The organism is Variovorax monticola (assembly GCF_051216855.1).
Lineage (GTDB): Bacteria > Pseudomonadota > Gammaproteobacteria > Burkholderiales > Burkholderiaceae_C > Variovorax.
Genome location: NZ_JBPJZP010000001.1, coordinates 453,695 through 467,590 on the forward strand (window position 1 = coordinate 453,695; position 13,896 = coordinate 467,590).

General features: G+C 69.5%; 14 protein-coding genes. 7 read left to right on the forward strand and 7 right to left on the reverse strand.

Annotation, left to right across the window (positions count from 1 at the left end):
- Positions 1-26: 26 nt before the first annotated feature.
- The 3 genes from ACSFA5_RS02005 to ACSFA5_RS02015 all read right to left on the reverse strand — a co-directional run bounded on the left by ACSFA5_RS02005 (position 27) and on the right by ACSFA5_RS02015 (position 2,524).
- Positions 27-605 carry an amino acid synthesis family protein gene (locus tag ACSFA5_RS02005; RefSeq protein WP_435442329.1) on the reverse strand — a complete coding sequence of 193 codons (579 nt, stop codon included), beginning with the start codon at positions 603-605 and terminating at the stop codon, positions 27-29.
- 20 nt (positions 606-625) lie between these two features.
- On the reverse strand, positions 626-1,597 hold the full coding sequence (locus ACSFA5_RS02010; RefSeq protein ID WP_435442330.1) for a tripartite tricarboxylate transporter substrate binding protein: 972 nt from the start codon (positions 1,595-1,597) through the stop codon (positions 626-628).
- Between the two features lie 66 nt (positions 1,598-1,663).
- A complete protein-coding gene (locus ACSFA5_RS02015; RefSeq protein ID WP_435442331.1) occupies positions 1,664-2,524 on the reverse strand; it encodes a fumarylacetoacetate hydrolase family protein in 861 nt (286 codons plus the stop codon).
- 243 nt (positions 2,525-2,767) lie between these two features.
- On the opposite strand from ACSFA5_RS02015, the gene ACSFA5_RS02020 reads away from it, so the two are divergent.
- The gene (locus tag ACSFA5_RS02020) at positions 2,768-3,517 is read left to right on the forward strand and encodes a TerC family protein (RefSeq protein WP_435442332.1); all 750 of its coding nucleotides are present in this window, start codon (positions 2,768-2,770) and stop codon (positions 3,515-3,517) included.
- 38 nt (positions 3,518-3,555) lie between these two features.
- Here the strand turns inward: ACSFA5_RS02020 and ACSFA5_RS02025 are convergent, their stop codons facing one another.
- Positions 3,556-4,281, reverse strand: coding sequence for a GntR family transcriptional regulator (locus tag ACSFA5_RS02025; protein ID WP_435442333.1), 726 nt, complete (start codon positions 4,279-4,281; stop codon positions 3,556-3,558).
- Between the two features lie 212 nt (positions 4,282-4,493).
- Between ACSFA5_RS02025 and ACSFA5_RS02030 the strand changes: the two genes are divergently transcribed.
- The 3 genes from ACSFA5_RS02030 to ACSFA5_RS02040 all read left to right on the forward strand — a co-directional run bounded on the left by ACSFA5_RS02030 (position 4,494) and on the right by ACSFA5_RS02040 (position 6,126).
- Positions 4,494-5,003 (forward strand): universal stress protein, encoded by a 510-nt coding sequence (locus tag ACSFA5_RS02030; RefSeq protein ID WP_435442334.1) that lies wholly within the window; start codon positions 4,494-4,496, stop codon positions 5,001-5,003.
- Between the two features lie 230 nt (positions 5,004-5,233).
- Positions 5,234-5,668, forward strand: coding sequence for a YeeE/YedE family protein (locus ACSFA5_RS02035; protein ID WP_435442981.1), 435 nt, complete (start codon positions 5,234-5,236; stop codon positions 5,666-5,668).
- A gap of 11 nt (positions 5,669-5,679) precedes the next feature.
- Positions 5,680-6,126, forward strand: a complete 447-nt coding sequence (locus ACSFA5_RS02040) for a DUF6691 family protein (RefSeq protein ID WP_435442335.1) — start codon at positions 5,680-5,682, stop codon at positions 6,124-6,126.
- Here ACSFA5_RS02040 and ACSFA5_RS02045 read toward each other — a convergent pair.
- Positions 6,117-7,301, reverse strand: coding sequence for a DesA family fatty acid desaturase (locus ACSFA5_RS02045; RefSeq protein ID WP_435442336.1), 1,185 nt, complete (start codon positions 7,299-7,301; stop codon positions 6,117-6,119). The two genes, ACSFA5_RS02040 and ACSFA5_RS02045, sit on opposite strands and share 10 nt — an antisense overlap.
- 207 nt (positions 7,302-7,508) lie before the next feature.
- Between ACSFA5_RS02045 and ACSFA5_RS02050 the strand changes: the two genes are divergently transcribed.
- Both ACSFA5_RS02050 and ACSFA5_RS02055 read left to right on the forward strand, forming a co-directional pair.
- Complete coding sequence (locus ACSFA5_RS02050; protein WP_435442337.1) at positions 7,509-8,246, forward strand: response regulator; 738 nt, start codon at positions 7,509-7,511, stop codon at positions 8,244-8,246.
- Complete coding sequence (locus tag ACSFA5_RS02055; RefSeq protein WP_435442338.1) at positions 8,239-10,335, forward strand: PAS domain S-box protein; 2,097 nt, start codon at positions 8,239-8,241, stop codon at positions 10,333-10,335. Before ACSFA5_RS02050 ends, ACSFA5_RS02055 begins: the two co-directional genes overlap by 8 nt.
- Positions 10,336-10,339: 4 nt before the next feature.
- Here ACSFA5_RS02055 and ACSFA5_RS02060 read toward each other — a convergent pair whose 3' ends face one another.
- Together ACSFA5_RS02060 and ACSFA5_RS02065 are read right to left on the reverse strand one after the other, a co-directional pair.
- Entirely contained in the window at positions 10,340-11,074 is a 735-nt protein-coding gene (locus ACSFA5_RS02060; protein WP_435442339.1) for a Crp/Fnr family transcriptional regulator, read from the reverse strand.
- 182 nt (positions 11,075-11,256) lie between these two features.
- Positions 11,257-12,081, reverse strand: coding sequence for a universal stress protein (locus ACSFA5_RS02065; RefSeq protein ID WP_435442340.1), 825 nt, complete (start codon positions 12,079-12,081; stop codon positions 11,257-11,259).
- 174 nt (positions 12,082-12,255) lie between these two features.
- Between ACSFA5_RS02065 and ACSFA5_RS02070 the strand changes: the two genes are divergently transcribed.
- Positions 12,256-13,872, forward strand: coding sequence for an oleate hydratase (locus tag ACSFA5_RS02070; RefSeq protein WP_435442341.1), 1,617 nt, complete (start codon positions 12,256-12,258; stop codon positions 13,870-13,872).
- Positions 13,873-13,896 lie beyond the last annotated feature (24 nt).

Sequence of the window (13,896 nt, forward strand, 5' to 3'; positions counted from 1 at the left end):
GCTGTTGCTCTCAGGGGTGGCCATGCTCAGCGCTGCCCGTCGTTCACGGACACCTTGTCGCGGGTCAAACCGCCCAGGCGCGAGTGGATGCGCCCGCCGTCGGCCATCACCAGCGCGAACAATATTTCGTCGGGCCGCGGCGCGTCCTGGATGCCGACCTCGACGGTATTGAAGTGGCTGCGCACGTAGGCCGCGTGGATGTAGTGCAGCGGCACCATCAGCCGGTAGCCGGTGGCAGCCACCGCCTTGGCCGCGGGCACGATGGCCTTGGGCTCGCCGAGCACCTGGCGCATGGCCCAGCCGCCCGCCTCATGCCAGACCGCGCCGTGCTCCAGCTCGCCGTTCACGCCGACGATGGCCGCCTTGCTGTAGGCCTCGACGTTGTCCTTGCCCAGCGTGGCCACCAGCTCCTCGGCCAGCAAGGTGCCCAGGCTGCGCAGTTCGGCCATGAACGGCATCAGGTCGGGCTCGTAGCGCCCGGCATAGGGGTTGCGGATGACCGCGCACGCGGCGGCGATGCGCAGCGGCTTGTCGGGCGGCGGGCCGCCCTCGTGGAAAACGGTCTCGACGGTGAGGCTTCGCTTGCGCAGCGCGATCAGTGACATGGCAGGGTTCTTTCGTTCGTTCATTGCCTGGGAATCTTTGCATCGGCGACCACCTGGGTCCACTTCTCGAGTTCCCGGGCGACCATCGCCTTCATCTCTTCGGGCGTGCTGCCGCGCGCCTCGCCGCCCATGTCCTCCAGCCGCTGGCGCACCAGCGGCGACTGCAGCGCGTGCAGCGTCTCGGCATTGAGCCGATCGACGATGGCGCGCGGCGTGCCTGCCGGTGCCAGCACGCCCGCCCACGAGCGCACGTCATACCCCGCCACGCCCTGCTCCGCAACCGTCGGCACCTTCGGCAGGCCCGGCCAGCGCTGCGGCCCCGTGGTGGCCACGGCCCGCAGCTTGCCGGCCTGGATGTTCGACACCACCGCCGTCGGCGGCGCGATGATGAAAGGCACCTCGCCGCCGAGCAGCGCGGTGACGGAGGCGGCGTCGCCGCGGTAGGGCACGTGCAGTATCGATACGCCGGCCATCTTCGTGAGCAGTTCGCCCGCCAGGTGGTGCGTCGAGCCGATGCCCGCCGTGCCATAGGCGACGGTGCCCGGCGCGGCCCTGGCCGACGCGAGCAGTTCGCCCAGCCCCTGCACCTTCGAATTGGCGTTGACGACGACGAGGAACGGAAAGTAGGTGACGGTGGAAACGGCGTCGAAGTCGCCCACCGTCCTGTAGGGCAACGTGTTGTACAGCGCCCCTGCCACGGCATGCCCACCGGTGGCCAGCAGCAGCGTGTAGCCGTCGGGCTTGGCGCGCGCCACGGTGGCTGCCGCGATGGTGCCGCCCGCACCGGCCTGCGCCTCGACCACCACGGGCTGGCCGAGCGACTTGCCCATCTCCACCCCGATGGCCCGGGCGATCGCGTCGGCGTTGCCGCCCGGCGCAAAGCCCTGGTAGAGCTTGACCGGGCGTTCCGGGTAGCCCTGTGCAAGGGCATGCAAGGCCGGCCATGCGGCGGCCGACGCCGCGCAGGCGGCGAGAAGGGTTCTTCGTTTCAAGTTTGTCTCCAGAGGCGGCGCCGTTTGCGGGCGTCTCGCACGATGCGGGGGGCGAAAGGCGCTTGCTCAGTCCTGCGCCACGACCGGGTTGCGCAGCAGGCCGATGGCTTCTATCTCGACCTCGACCACGTCGCCCGGCTTCATGAAGCGCGGCGGCTTCTTGCTCCAGCCCACGCCGGCCGGCGTGCCGGTGATGATCACGTCGCCCGGCACCAGCGTGAAGATGGTGGACGCATACGCGATGAGCCGCGGAATCGAAAAGATCATGTGGCCCGTGTGGCTGGACTGCACCACCTCGCCGTTCAGGCGTGTCTCGAGCTTGAGCTCGCGGCCCGGTGCAATCTCGTCGGCCGTGACCATCCACGGACCGAAGGCGCCGGTCGACTCGAAGTTCTTTCCCGAGGCGATCTGCTTCGCATGGAACTGCCACTCGCGCACGCTGGCGTCGTTGTAGCAGCTGTAGCCGGCCACGTGCTTCCAGGCGTCGGCCTCGCTGATGTCGCGCCCGCTCTGGCCGATGATCACCGCCAGCTCGCCTTCCCAGTCGAGCGACTCGGACACGCGCGGACGAACGATCGGGCCCTGGTGCGGCGTCTGCGAGCGCCACACGCGCAAGAAGATCGGCGGCTGCTCGGAGAGCTCGCGCTGCATGCCCGCGGCCAGCACCTCCTGGTGGTGGTCCATGTAGTTGCGCACGGCGCAGACGATCTTCTCGGGCTTCGGAATTACCGGCAGGTAATGCACGTCGGACAGCGGCACGTCGGCCGCGAGCCCCGCGACCAGTGCATCGCGGCGCGCGAAGTCGGCGCTGGCGATGAAGTCGGCCAGCGTGGCGTGGCCGGTGCGCGCGGCCAGTTCGACCACGCCGCCGTCGACGACGGCGCCCCAGGTGTCGCGCCCGGCGAGTGAATAGGACATCAATTTCATGCGTTGCTTCTTTCGATTGGGAGACGTTGCACGCCAGGTCGCCATCGACCTGCCGAATGCACAGATTAATGCACGAAGATATTTTTGTGCATAAAACAAGATTGATGCATAGTGGTTTTTACTGAGGCGGCGGCGGGCGGGCGCGGTGCGGGGCTAATGCGAAGTTCGGGCTGCGCATACCGTAAAGTCGTGCGTGCAACGCCGCTCGTTGCCTCCTCGCACTGCCGTTACAGAAAGACCTCAATGCTTGAACTGCTGACCGATCCCCAAGCCTGGATCGCCTTCGCCACGTTGACCGCGCTCGAGCTCGTGCTGGGCATCGACAACATCATCTTCATCTCCATCCTGGTCGACAAACTGCCGCCCGCCCAGCGCGAATTCGCGCGCCGGGTGGGCCTGTTCATGGCCATGTTCATGCGCATCGGGCTGCTGCTGGTGCTGGCCTGGATCGTCGGCCTGGTCACGCCGCTGTTCTCGCTGTTCGGGCAGGAGATTTCGGGCCGCGACCTGATCCTGATCCTGGGCGGCCTGTTCCTGATCTGGAAGAGCACCACCGAGGTTCATCAGTCGCTGGAGGGCGAGCACACGCAGAAGTCCAGCGCGGTCAAGGCGACCCTGGCCTCGGTGCTGCTGCAGATCATGGTGATCGACCTGGTGTTCTCGCTGGACTCGATCATCACGGCGGTCGGCATGGTGGACGACGTGCGCATCATGATTGCCGCGGTGATCGTGTCCGTGCTGCTGATGATGGTGTTCGCCGGCCCGATCGGGCGCTTCGTGTCCAACCACCCCACCATCAAGATGCTGGCGCTGTCGTTCCTGGTGGTGGTGGGCGTGGTGCTGGTGGCGGAGGGCTTCGAGCACCACGTGCCCAAGGGCTACGTGTACTTCGCCATGGCCTTCTCGCTGACCGTGGAGATGCTCAACATCCGCATGCGCAAGAAGTCGGCCAAGCGGCTGGAACTGAACCCGCCCCACATGCCGGGGAACTGAGGCGGGAGGCCGCAAGACCCGGCCTGGCGCAGTGCCTGCTAGCGCTTGCCGGCGCGCTCGGCGGCTGTGGCCAGCACCGCCAGCACGTTGCGCTCGGTGCTCAGAATGTGCTCCTGCAGCAGCGCGCAGGCCGTCTCATGGTCGCGGCGCAAGGTGGCGTCCATGATCTTGCGGTGCTCGTTCGACTTGCGCCGCGCCGTCTTGCGAAAGCGCGCGGAGTAGCGGCGGTAACGCTCCGCCTGGTCGAACAGGCTCGCGCTCCAGGTGCGCATGCGCTCCGACGGACAGGCCGCCAGCAGCGCCGCATGAAAGGCCGTGTGCACCTGCGTCCAGTCGTCGTCGAGCACCACGGGCCCGTCGCCGATGCGGCCTTCGACCTTCTCGAGCCGGTGGTAGGCGCCGACCACCAGCGCCTCCCAGGCGTCGTCGCCGTTCGCGATGGACTCGCGCAGCGCCGGCACGTCGAGCATCACGCGCATGCGGCTGATGTCCGCCAGGTCTTCCGCGGAGATGTCGGCCACCCGGAAGCCGCGCCGTTCGTCGGCGCGAATCAGCCCCTCCTGCGCCAGGCGGCTGAGCGCCTCGCGCAACGGACTGCTCGAAAAACCGTAGGCCGTCTGCAGTTCGTCGAGCTTGAGCTTTGCACCCGCGCCGTAGGTGCCCGAGAGCACGTCCTGGCGCAGCCGAATGAAGGCCTGGTCGACGAGCGGGAGCGCGCGTTCGGCGGTCGATTCTTTTTTGTACATGGTTTCGATTTTATGCATAAACTGCGCCGGCTAAAAACCAGGAGCCAAGCCCATTGACGAACGATCACGACACCACCACGCGACTTGTCGCCATCTCCGGCAGCATCCGCCGCGCCTCGAACTGCACGGCCGTGTTGCGCAGCCTTCAGCCCCGCTTGACATCGATCAAGCCCCGGCGCCGCGGGCCTGCCCATACTGGCTCGCACACCCACTCGCCCCGGAGGCATGCCATGTACCAGCGAATTCTTGTTCCCATCGACGGCAGTTCGACATCGGGCCGCGGCCTCGCCGAGGCCATCCGGCTGGCCAGGCTCACCGGCGGTCGCCTGCGGCTGGTGCACGTGATCGACGAGCTTTCGTTCGCGCTCGGCATGGATGCCTACGCGGGCTATTCCGGCAACTGGCTCGACGAGCTGCGCGCCAAGGCCGCGGCGCTCCTGCAGGAAGGCCGCGCCCAGGCCGCCGCGCAAGGCGTGGAAGCCGAGGTGGTGCTGTGCGACCGCGTGAGGGGCGCGGTGCACGACCAGGTCATCGCACAAGCCGTGGCGTCGCACGCCGAGCTGATCGTGATCGGCACGCATGGCCGCCGCGGCCTGGGCCGCTGGGTCATGGGCAGCAACGCGGAACACATCCTGCGCATGTCGCCCGTGCCGGTGCTGCTGGTCCGCGCGCCCGAGGAACTGGCGCGGGCCGAGTCCGAGCGCTTCTCGCTGCCGGTCGGCGAAGTCGCCAGCCAGTAGCCGGTCCGTCGGCGAGCCGGTCGGCAGCGGCAGCCGGCAGGCCCGCACGTGGAACTTGGAACGGGATCGACGGCATCGGTCCGTCCATGGGTATATTGGCTCGATCCCATGGCTTCCGTGCGCACGCTCATGCCCGACAACAAAACCGACATCGACCCCGAGGTCGACAACATTCGCCACGGCCTGGCGACGCTCCGCTGCCTCCGTGGCCCCGTGGAGGCCAGCACATGATTGCCATCGACTGGCAGGCCTTCACGCCGTGGTCGTCGCTGGCCGGCGGCGTGCTGATCGGCCTCGCGGCGGCGATGTTCGTGCTGCTCAACGGACGCATCGCGGGCATCAGCGGCGTGCTCGGCGGGCTCCTGCGGCCCGCGCGCGGCGACGTGGCCTGGCGGCTGGCTTTCGTGGGCGGGCTGGTGGCGGCGCCGCTGGTCTTCCTCGTGTTCGGTGCCTGGCCGGCGCTGCGCATCGACGCCGGCTGGGGCACGGTGGTGGCCGCCGGCCTGCTCGTGGGCATCGGCACGCGCTACGGCGGCGGCTGTACCAGCGGCCACGGGGTGTGCGGGCTGTCGCGCTTCTCCTCACGCTCCCTGGTCGCCACCGTGGCTTTCATGGCGGCGGGTTTCGCCACGGTGTGGGTCGTGCGCCATCTGGCCGGCGCCTGAAGGAGATCGGCATGTTCGCTCTCGCGTCCTTCTTGTCGGGCCTGGTGTTCGGCATCGGGCTGCTCGTGTCCGGCATGGCGAACCCGGCCAAGGTGCTGGGCTTTCTCGATCTCTTCGGGCGATGGGATCCCTCCCTGGCACTGGTGATGGCCGGGGCCATTGCCGTGGGCGCCGTCGCCTTCTTCGTGGCCGCGCGGCGCCCGCGTTCGCTGCTGGGCGCCCCCATGCAGCTGCTGACCGCGCGCCGCATCGACAGGCGCCTGGTGATGGGCAGCCTCGTGTTCGGCGCCGGCTGGGGCCTGGCTGGCTTCTGCCCCGGCCCCGGCCTCGTCGCGCTCGGCATGGGCGAGGCCAAGGCGCTGGCCTTCGTCGCGGCCATGCTGGTGGGAATGATGGTGTTCGAGTGGGTCGAGCGCCGCCGACGTTCCGCTCGCGCCCGGCCGCGGGCTCAGGCGTAGGACCGCAGCCGCATCGAGAAGTCGGCCAGCGGTGCGATGCCGCTGTCTTCCGCGCGTTCGCACCAGTCCTGCAGGCGCCGCACGAGCTGTTCACCCGTGGCGCCCGAGCGCGCCCACAGCACCGTGAGTTCGCGCCGCATGGCGTACATGGTCACCAGCGCGTGCGAGGCGCCCAGCGCCGCCAGCATCTGCGCCTGCCGGGACGCGTCGAGCGCCCGTTCGTCGGTGCCGAGCCAGCGCTTCACGCCGCGCAGCGCACGCGCCTCTTGCGGCGACGCTTCGCGCAGCCGGCCGACCTCGCGGGCACAGGCCGTCTTCAGCGAGCGCGTGTAGCTCGACAGCACGTCGTAGTGATGGCGAATGACCGCCTGCACCGTGTCGATGTCGACGACCGGCCGGGGCGCCACCAACCGCGGCTTCGGCGCCAGGTGCTTGACCTTCGCCAGGCCCAGCGCCTGCAGCGTTCGGATGTAGAGCCAGCCGATGTCGAACTCGTACCACTTGCTCGACAGCTTGGCCGAGGTCGGAAAGGCGTGGTGGTTGTTGTGCAGCTCCTCGCCGCCGATCACGATGCCGATCGGAAAGATGTTGGTGCTGGCGTCGGCCGCGGGCCAGTTGCGGTAGCCCCAGTAATGGCCGATGCCGTTCACCACGCCGGCCGCCCAGAACGGAATCCACGCGATCTGCGTGAACAAGATCAGCGCGCCGGGCAACACGCCGAACAGCGCCATGTCGAGCACGCCCATCAGCACGATGCCCAGGACCTGGTGGCGCGTGTACAGCCGGCGCTCGATCCAGTCGTCCGGCGTGCCGTGGCCGTAGCGCGCCAGCGTTTCCTTGTTGGCCGCCTCGTGCGCGTACAGCGCCACACCGCCCCACAGCACGCGGTTCAGGCCGTACACCTGCGGGCTGTGCGGGTCTTCGGGGGTCTCGCACCTGGCGTGGTGCTTGCGGTGCACCGCGGCCCACTGCCTGGTGACCATGCCCGTGGTGAGCCAGAGCCAGAAACGGAAGAAATGGCTGACCGCCGGATGCAGCTCCAGCGCGCGGTGCGCCTGGTGGCGGTGCAGGAAGATGGTGACCGACGCGATGGTGACGTGCGTGAGCGCCAGCGCGACGAGCACGCAGCCCCACCAGGGAAGATCCAGAACGCCGGAAAAAAGCAGTGAATGCATGCGTGCCTCTTGAACGAAGCGGCGATTCTGCGCAGCCGGGCGCGGGCAACCTTTGCGCCAGATCAAGCAGGGCGCCGCACGCCGCCAGCCGGCGCTCGGCGCATCCACCACACCGCCGGAAACCGGCGCTGGCAGCCTCGCTCGACCGGGCTTCTTCACAGGCATGCGTGCTACGCTCCCCCGGATTCCCGACGTTCCCCCTCTCGCATGAAACCCGCACCCCACATCGCGGTGCTCGACGACGAAGTCGACATCACGCAGCTCCTGGCCACCTATTTGCAGAGCCACGGCTTTCGCGTGACCCAGTTGCACAACGGCCGCGACCTCATGGCGCTCATGGCCGCCGACCCGGCCGACCTGGTGCTGCTCGACCTCGGCCTGCCCGGCGAAGACGGTTTCTCCATTGCGCGGCGCATGCGCGAAAGCTGGCGCTGCGGCCTCGTCATCGTCACCGGCCGCGGCGACGCGGTGGACAAGGTGGTCGGCCTGGAGGTGGGCGCCGACGACTACGTGACCAAGCCCTTCGACCTGCGCGAGCTGGTCGCGCGCGTGAAGGCGGTGCTGCGGCGCATCACGCCCGAGGCGCCCGCTGCTCCCGCTGCCCCCGCCGCCCCGGTGCCCGACCCCGAAAAGCTGCGCTTCGCCGACTGGCAGCTCGACACCGCCGCGCGCCGCCTCGTCGACCCGCAAGGCCGGGACGTGACGCTCACCGGGGGCGAGTTCAACCTGCTGTGCGCCTTCGCGCGTCACCCCGGGCGCGTGCTGTCACGCGACTTCCTGCTCGAACAGACCCGCGGGCGCGAGGCCGCACCGTTCGACCGCACGATCGACGTGCAGGTCGGCCGGCTGCGCAGGAAGATCGAGGCGGATGCGGACGAGCCGCAGCTCATCAGGTCGGTGCGGGGCGCGGGCTACATCCTGGTGCCGCCGGTGTCCCATGGTTGACGCGGCGCACCCGCCTTTCCTGCTGTCGCTGCCGACCGGCATCGAGGAAGGCAGCGTGTTCCGCTCGCTCTTCATCGCCTACCCCGACTCCCTGCTGCTGGTCGACCAGGCCGGCGCCATCATGCTGGCCAACCCCTCGGCCGCCGCGCTGCTGGGCTATGCCGTCGACGAGCTGATCGGCCTGAACGTCGACGTGCTGGTGCCCGACAGCATCCGCCCGCGCCATGCCTCCTACCGCGAGGCCTACGGCCGTGCGCCGCGTCCGCGCCCCATGGGCACGCACATGGAGCTGGTCGCCAAGCGCAAGGACGGCAGCGAGGTCATGGTCGAGATCGCGCTCAGCCCGCTGCAGGACCACGGCCTGCCCTTCGTGGTGGCCGCCATTCGCGACATCGGCGCCTACCCGCGCGTGAAGCAGGCGCTGCAGCGCGCGCGCTACAGCGACCACCTGGCGCAACTGGGCCGGCTGGCCGTGGACACGCGCGACCTTCAGGTGGTGCTCGAGCAGGTGCCGCACATCGCCGCCGCGGGCCTGGAGGTCGAGGTCGCGATGGTGCTGCTGCTGCAGGACAACGGACTCGAGTTCCGCGTGGCCAGCGGCGTGGGCAACGTGGTGGGCGAGGAAATCGGCGCGCGCATCGCCAACCGCCCCGACACGCCACCGGGCTACGTGCTGTCGCAGGGCCGCCCGGTGGTGATTGCGGACTACCGCGAGGAGCGTCGCTTCGCCGTGCCGCCCAACTACCTCGACGCCGGCCTGGTCAGCGCGCTCGCGGTGCCGCTGTCCGACCGCGGCCGCGTGATCGGCATGCTCTCGGTGCGCTCCCGGCAGGCCAAGCGCTTCGGCGACGAAGAGCTGCGCTTCCTGGAGTCGCTGTCCAACCTGCTGGCCACCAGCCTGCAGCGCGTGCGCACCGAAGAGGCGCTGGCCCACGCCCAGCGGCTGGAAAGCGTCGGCCAGCTCACCGGCGGCATCGCGCACGACTTCAACAATCTGCTCACCGTGATACAGGGCAACCTGCAGGTGCTCGAGGAGCTGCCCGCGCTGGCGCAGGACGCCCACGCGCAGCAACTGGTGGGCGCCGCCATGCGCGCCAGCCGGCGCGGTGCCGAGCTCACCGGCAAGCTGCTGGCCTTCTCGCGCCGGCAGATGCTGCAGCCCGACGTGGTCGACACGCACGCCCTGCTGCATTCGCTGGCCGACATGCTGCGCCGCACGCTGGACCAGCGCATTCACATCGCCATCGACACCGGCCCGGCCTGCCCGCCGGTGCTGGCCGACCCGGTGCAGCTGGAGTCGGCGCTGCTGAACATCGCCATCAACGCGCGCGACGCCATGCCCGAAGGCGGCACGCTGCACTTTCGCTCCCGGGACTGCGGCATGCTGCCGCCCGCGTTGCGCACGGAGCGCAACGACCCGAACGCCCATGCGCACGGCCGCTTCGTCGCCATCTCCGTGTCCGACAGCGGCACCGGCATGGCCGACGACGTGAAGGAGCGCGCCTTCGAGCCCTTCTTCACCACCAAGGAAGCGGGTCGCGGCACGGGCCTGGGCCTGAGCACGGTGTACGGTTTCGCCAAGCAGTCGAAGGGCGCGATCGCCATCGACAGCCAGCCGGGCGCGGGCACCACGGTGACGCTGTACCTGCCGCAGCTGGAACGCGGCAGCCGCGCCACGCCGCCGGCCGCTCAGGAAGAGCGAGCCGACGCCTTCATTCCCCCTGGCCTGCGGGTGATGCTGGTGGAAGACGACGCCGAGGTCCGCAAGGTGGTGCACACCTTCCTGGTCACGCTGGGCTGCAAGGTGGAATCGGCCGCCAGCGGCGAAGAGGCGCTGTCGGTCATGCGCACCGGCCCTGCCCCCTTCGACCTGCTGCTGAGCGACATCGCGCTCGGCGCGGGCATTCGCGGCACGCAGCTCGCCACCGAGGCGCAGCAGCTGTTTCCGCGCCTGGCGATCCTGCTGATGTCGGGCTTCTCGTCGGAGCTGCTGGACGCCGACCGCGACATGCCGCCCGGCTGGGAACTGCTGCCCAAGCCCTACTCGCGCGGCGAACTCGCGCGCGCCATCGCGCGGTTGCTGGGCTGAAGCCTCACTGCAGCATGGCAGGGGCCGGCACAGCCGCGGGCATCGGCACGGCCACCGGCGCCAGGCAGCGCTGCACGAAGGCCGACAGCGCCCGCACGTCGGGAATCTGCACGTCGCGCCGGCCCTTTTCGGCAAAGCCGATGACCTTGTCGCGCGCCAGCCGCGACAGCGCCCGGCTCACGGTCTCCAGCGTCATGCCCAGGTAGTTGCCGATTTCGGCGCGCGTCATGCGCAGCGTGATCTGGTCGGTGCGCATGCCGCGTTCGGCCAGCGACTCGGCCCAGTAGCGCAGGAAGTCGGCCACCCGTGCGTCGGCCGGCAGCGTGCACACCGACATCAGCGAGTCGCGGTCGCTCGCTATCTCGCGGCTCATGGCGGCGTGCAGCACCTGCAGCAGGTCGGGATGCACCCGGCTGGCGGCAATCAGCGCGTCGTAGGAAACCACCCAGACCTCGCCCGTGTCCATGGCCACCGCGTCACAGCCGTAGCAGCCGCCGGCAATGCCTTCGAAGCCGAGCCAGTCGCCGCGAAACTTCAGCCCCACCACCTGCTCGCGGCCGTCGGCCGTGAGGTTCACGATCTTGTAGAAGCCGGAGTTCAGGATGTACAGGTGCTCGAAGCGCTCCCCCGCCTGGTAGATCACGTCGCCGGTGTGCACCAGCCGGCGCTGGGGCTGCAACTGCGCGGCCAGGCGCTTGAGCGTGTCGGTGGTGTTCTCGGTGGCGGTGAAATCAAGCATCTGGAACTCCTTGGGCGCAACGGGGGTGTCGCGTGTCGATGAACCGATGCTAGGAAGCGCACGGCAACGCAGCGACAACGCAGCGCATCGGCCGGTAACGCTCGGTGAATGCCCCGTGTCCGGTGTGTGTCCGGGGTGTATCGGCGGCGGTGCGGCGCCCGCCCTTCCGAAAGGCCTGCCGCTCAGTGCGACATCAGCACCGGCAGCGTCATCGACTGCAGCATCGACAGCGTGGCGCCGCCCATCACCCACTCGCGCGCGCGGCTGTGGCCGTAGCAGCCCATCACCAGCAGGTCGGCGCCGAGGTCGGCGGACAAGGAGAGCAGGCGGTTGCCGACGTCGCCCTCGTCCTTGTCGCCGAAGTGCAGCGTCGGCTCGACGATGCCCTGGGCGCGCAGGTAGCCGCGCAGGCCCTCCAGCGAGACCTCGGCTTCGCGTCCGTACGACACCGCATGCACGCGCGACGCGGTGCGCAGCCACGGCAGCGACGCCGTCACCGCGCGTGCCGATTCGCGCGTTTCCTTCCAGGCCAGCAGCACCGTGTGGCCGATGGGGGCCACCGGGCCCACGCAGGGCAGCACCAGCGCGGGCCGGCCGCTTTCGACCAGCACGCTGGTGAGGAAGTCGGTGGGCAGCTCGGCGTCGAACGGGTCGTTGCGGTCGCGCTGGCCCATCACCACCAGGTCGGCGTAGAGCGCGCGCCGGGCGAAGCCCCAGGGCGCATCGGGCATCGGCTCGCGCCAATGCATGCGCTGCGAGCCCGCGCTTTCGGCCGCGAAGGCCGCATGCATGCGGTCGCGCGCGTCCTTGTCGATCGACTGCATGATCGCCACCGCCTCGGCCGCGCCTTCCAGCGCGAAGGGGTAGCGCATCAGCGACGACAGCGTGCACGGCTGCGCCGTGACCTGTGCGTCGAAGGTCTCGGCCAGCTGGCGCGCGAGCCGGATGCGCTCCACCGCGCGCGCCGAGCTGTCGAGGTGAAGCAGGATGGATCTGGGGGTCTGCATGGAGAAGCTCCTTGGGGAACATGGCGAACGTAGGCAACGGCACGGGCCGATGGCGCCACCTTAGGCCGCGCCCTCGCCGCGCCGCTTGCGCTGCATCAAGCCCGCGACGCGCCCACGTCCTTACGCTCGCGAATCACACCGCTTTTGCGCCACCGCTTTCCCGAGGAACACCCCATGCCCCCCTTCACCCAGGCCACCATCGTCGGCAGCGGCATCGGGGCGCTGAGCGCGGCCGTGCTGCTGATTCGCGATGCCGGCATGCACGGCTCGCGCATCCGCATCCTGGAGGAGTCGCCGCTGCCCGGCGGCGCGCTGGACGGCGCGGGCGACGCGAAGCAGGGCTACGTGACGCGCGGCGGGCGCATGTTCACCGACGAGACCTACACCTGCCTGTGGAACGTGCTCGACAGCATCCCGTCGCTGAACACGCCCTCGCGCACGGTGCACGACGAGGTGCGCGACTTCAACGGCCAGGTGCACTCCCACGCCAACGCGCGGCTCATCGACCGGCACCGCCGCATCCTGGATGCCAGCGACCTCGGCTTCGACCTGCAGGACCGGCTGGAGCTGATGCGCCTGCTGGCCATGCCCGAGCGCGTGCTGGGCACCCGGCGCATCGAGGAGTGGTTCTCCTCGCACTTCCTGGACACCAACTTCTGGGCCATGTGGCGCACCACCTTCGCGTTCCAGAACTGGCACAGCGCGGTCGAGCTCAAGCGCTACATGCTGCGCTTCCTGCAGGAGCTGCCGCGCATCCACACGCTGGGCGGCGTGCGCCGCACCGAGCTCAACCAGTACGACACCATCGTGCGCCCGATGGTGCGCTGGCTGCGCGCGCACGGCGTGCTGTTCGAGTTCGGCACGCGTGTGGTCGATGCGGACTTTGGCGGCACCGGCACGGACACCGGTGAGCACGGCGAACAAGGCGAACGCGGTGGCCTGCGGCTGCGCACGCTGCACTGCGTGCGCGACGGCCTGCCGGTGTCGTACAACCTGGGGCCGCAGGAGTGCGCCCTGCTCACCCTCGGCTCCATGACCGCCGACTCGCGCAACGGCGACGACCACCAGGCGCCCGAGCTGGTGCGCGTGCCGCACGACGGCGCCTGGACGCTGTGGCAGAACCTGGCGCGCAAGGCCCCGGGCCTGGGCCGGCCGGCGGCCTTCTGCGGCAATGTGGACGAGAGCAAGTGGGAGTCTTTCACGCTCACCATGCGCAGCCCGCTGCTGCTGCAGCGCATCCAGGCCTTCTCGGGCAACGCGCCCGGCACCGGTGGCCTGATGACCTTCAAGGACTCGAGCTGGCTGATGTCGATCGTGGTGCCGCACCCGCCGCACTTCGACGCGCAGCCCGACGGCGTGTTCACGCTGTGGGGCTACGGCCTGCTGCTGGAAACGCAGGGCAACTTCATCGACCGCACGATGGCGCAGGCCACGGGGCAGGAAATACTGACCGAGCTGCTCCATCACCTGGGCTTCGAGGACATCCTGGACGAGGTGCGGCGCACCACCACCGTGGTGCCGGTGATGATGCCGTACATCACCAGCGAGTTCGAGTGCCGCGCCCCGACGGACCGGCCGGCCGTCATTCCGCACGGCGCCGAAAACTTCGCGCTGCTGGGCCAGTACGTGGAGATTGCGGAGGACGTGGTCTTCACCGTCGAGTACTCGGTGCGCGGCGCGATGCACGGCGTGTACGGGCTCATGGGTGTGGACAAGGAAGTGCCGCCCATCTACCACGGCATTGCCGACCCGAAAGTGGCGCTGGCCAGCCTGCGCACGCTGATGGGCTGAAACCACGAAGCGACCGGGAGCGCA

What these genes read in the sequence shown, in the direction of transcription:
- ACSFA5_RS02005 (WP_435442329.1), bottom strand. Translation starts at nt 605, where the DNA reads ATGTCACTGATCGCGCTGCGCAAGCGAAGCCTCACCGTCGAGACCGTT.
- ACSFA5_RS02015 (WP_435442331.1), bottom strand. Translation starts at nt 2,524, where the DNA reads ATGAAATTGATGTCCTATTCACTCGCCGGGCGCGACACCTGGGGCGCC.
- ACSFA5_RS02020 (WP_435442332.1), top strand. Translation starts at nt 2,768, where the DNA reads ATGCTTGAACTGCTGACCGATCCCCAAGCCTGGATCGCCTTCGCCACG.
- ACSFA5_RS02025 (WP_435442333.1), bottom strand. Translation starts at nt 4,281, where the DNA reads ATGCATAAAATCGAAACCATGTACAAAAAAGAATCGACCGCCGAACGC.
- ACSFA5_RS02030 (WP_435442334.1), top strand. Translation starts at nt 4,494, where the DNA reads ATGTACCAGCGAATTCTTGTTCCCATCGACGGCAGTTCGACATCGGGC.
- ACSFA5_RS02040 (WP_435442335.1), top strand. Translation starts at nt 5,680, where the DNA reads ATGTTCGCTCTCGCGTCCTTCTTGTCGGGCCTGGTGTTCGGCATCGGG.
- ACSFA5_RS02045 (WP_435442336.1), bottom strand. Translation starts at nt 7,301, where the DNA reads ATGCATTCACTGCTTTTTTCCGGCGTTCTGGATCTTCCCTGGTGGGGC.
- ACSFA5_RS02050 (WP_435442337.1), top strand. Translation starts at nt 7,509, where the DNA reads ATGAAACCCGCACCCCACATCGCGGTGCTCGACGACGAAGTCGACATC.
- ACSFA5_RS02055 (WP_435442338.1), top strand. Translation starts at nt 8,239, where the DNA reads ATGGTTGACGCGGCGCACCCGCCTTTCCTGCTGTCGCTGCCGACCGGC.
- ACSFA5_RS02060 (WP_435442339.1), bottom strand. Translation starts at nt 11,074, where the DNA reads ATGCTTGATTTCACCGCCACCGAGAACACCACCGACACGCTCAAGCGC.
- ACSFA5_RS02065 (WP_435442340.1), bottom strand. Translation starts at nt 12,081, where the DNA reads ATGCAGACCCCCAGATCCATCCTGCTTCACCTCGACAGCTCGGCGCGC.
- ACSFA5_RS02070 (WP_435442341.1), top strand. Translation starts at nt 12,256, where the DNA reads ATGCCCCCCTTCACCCAGGCCACCATCGTCGGCAGCGGCATCGGGGCG.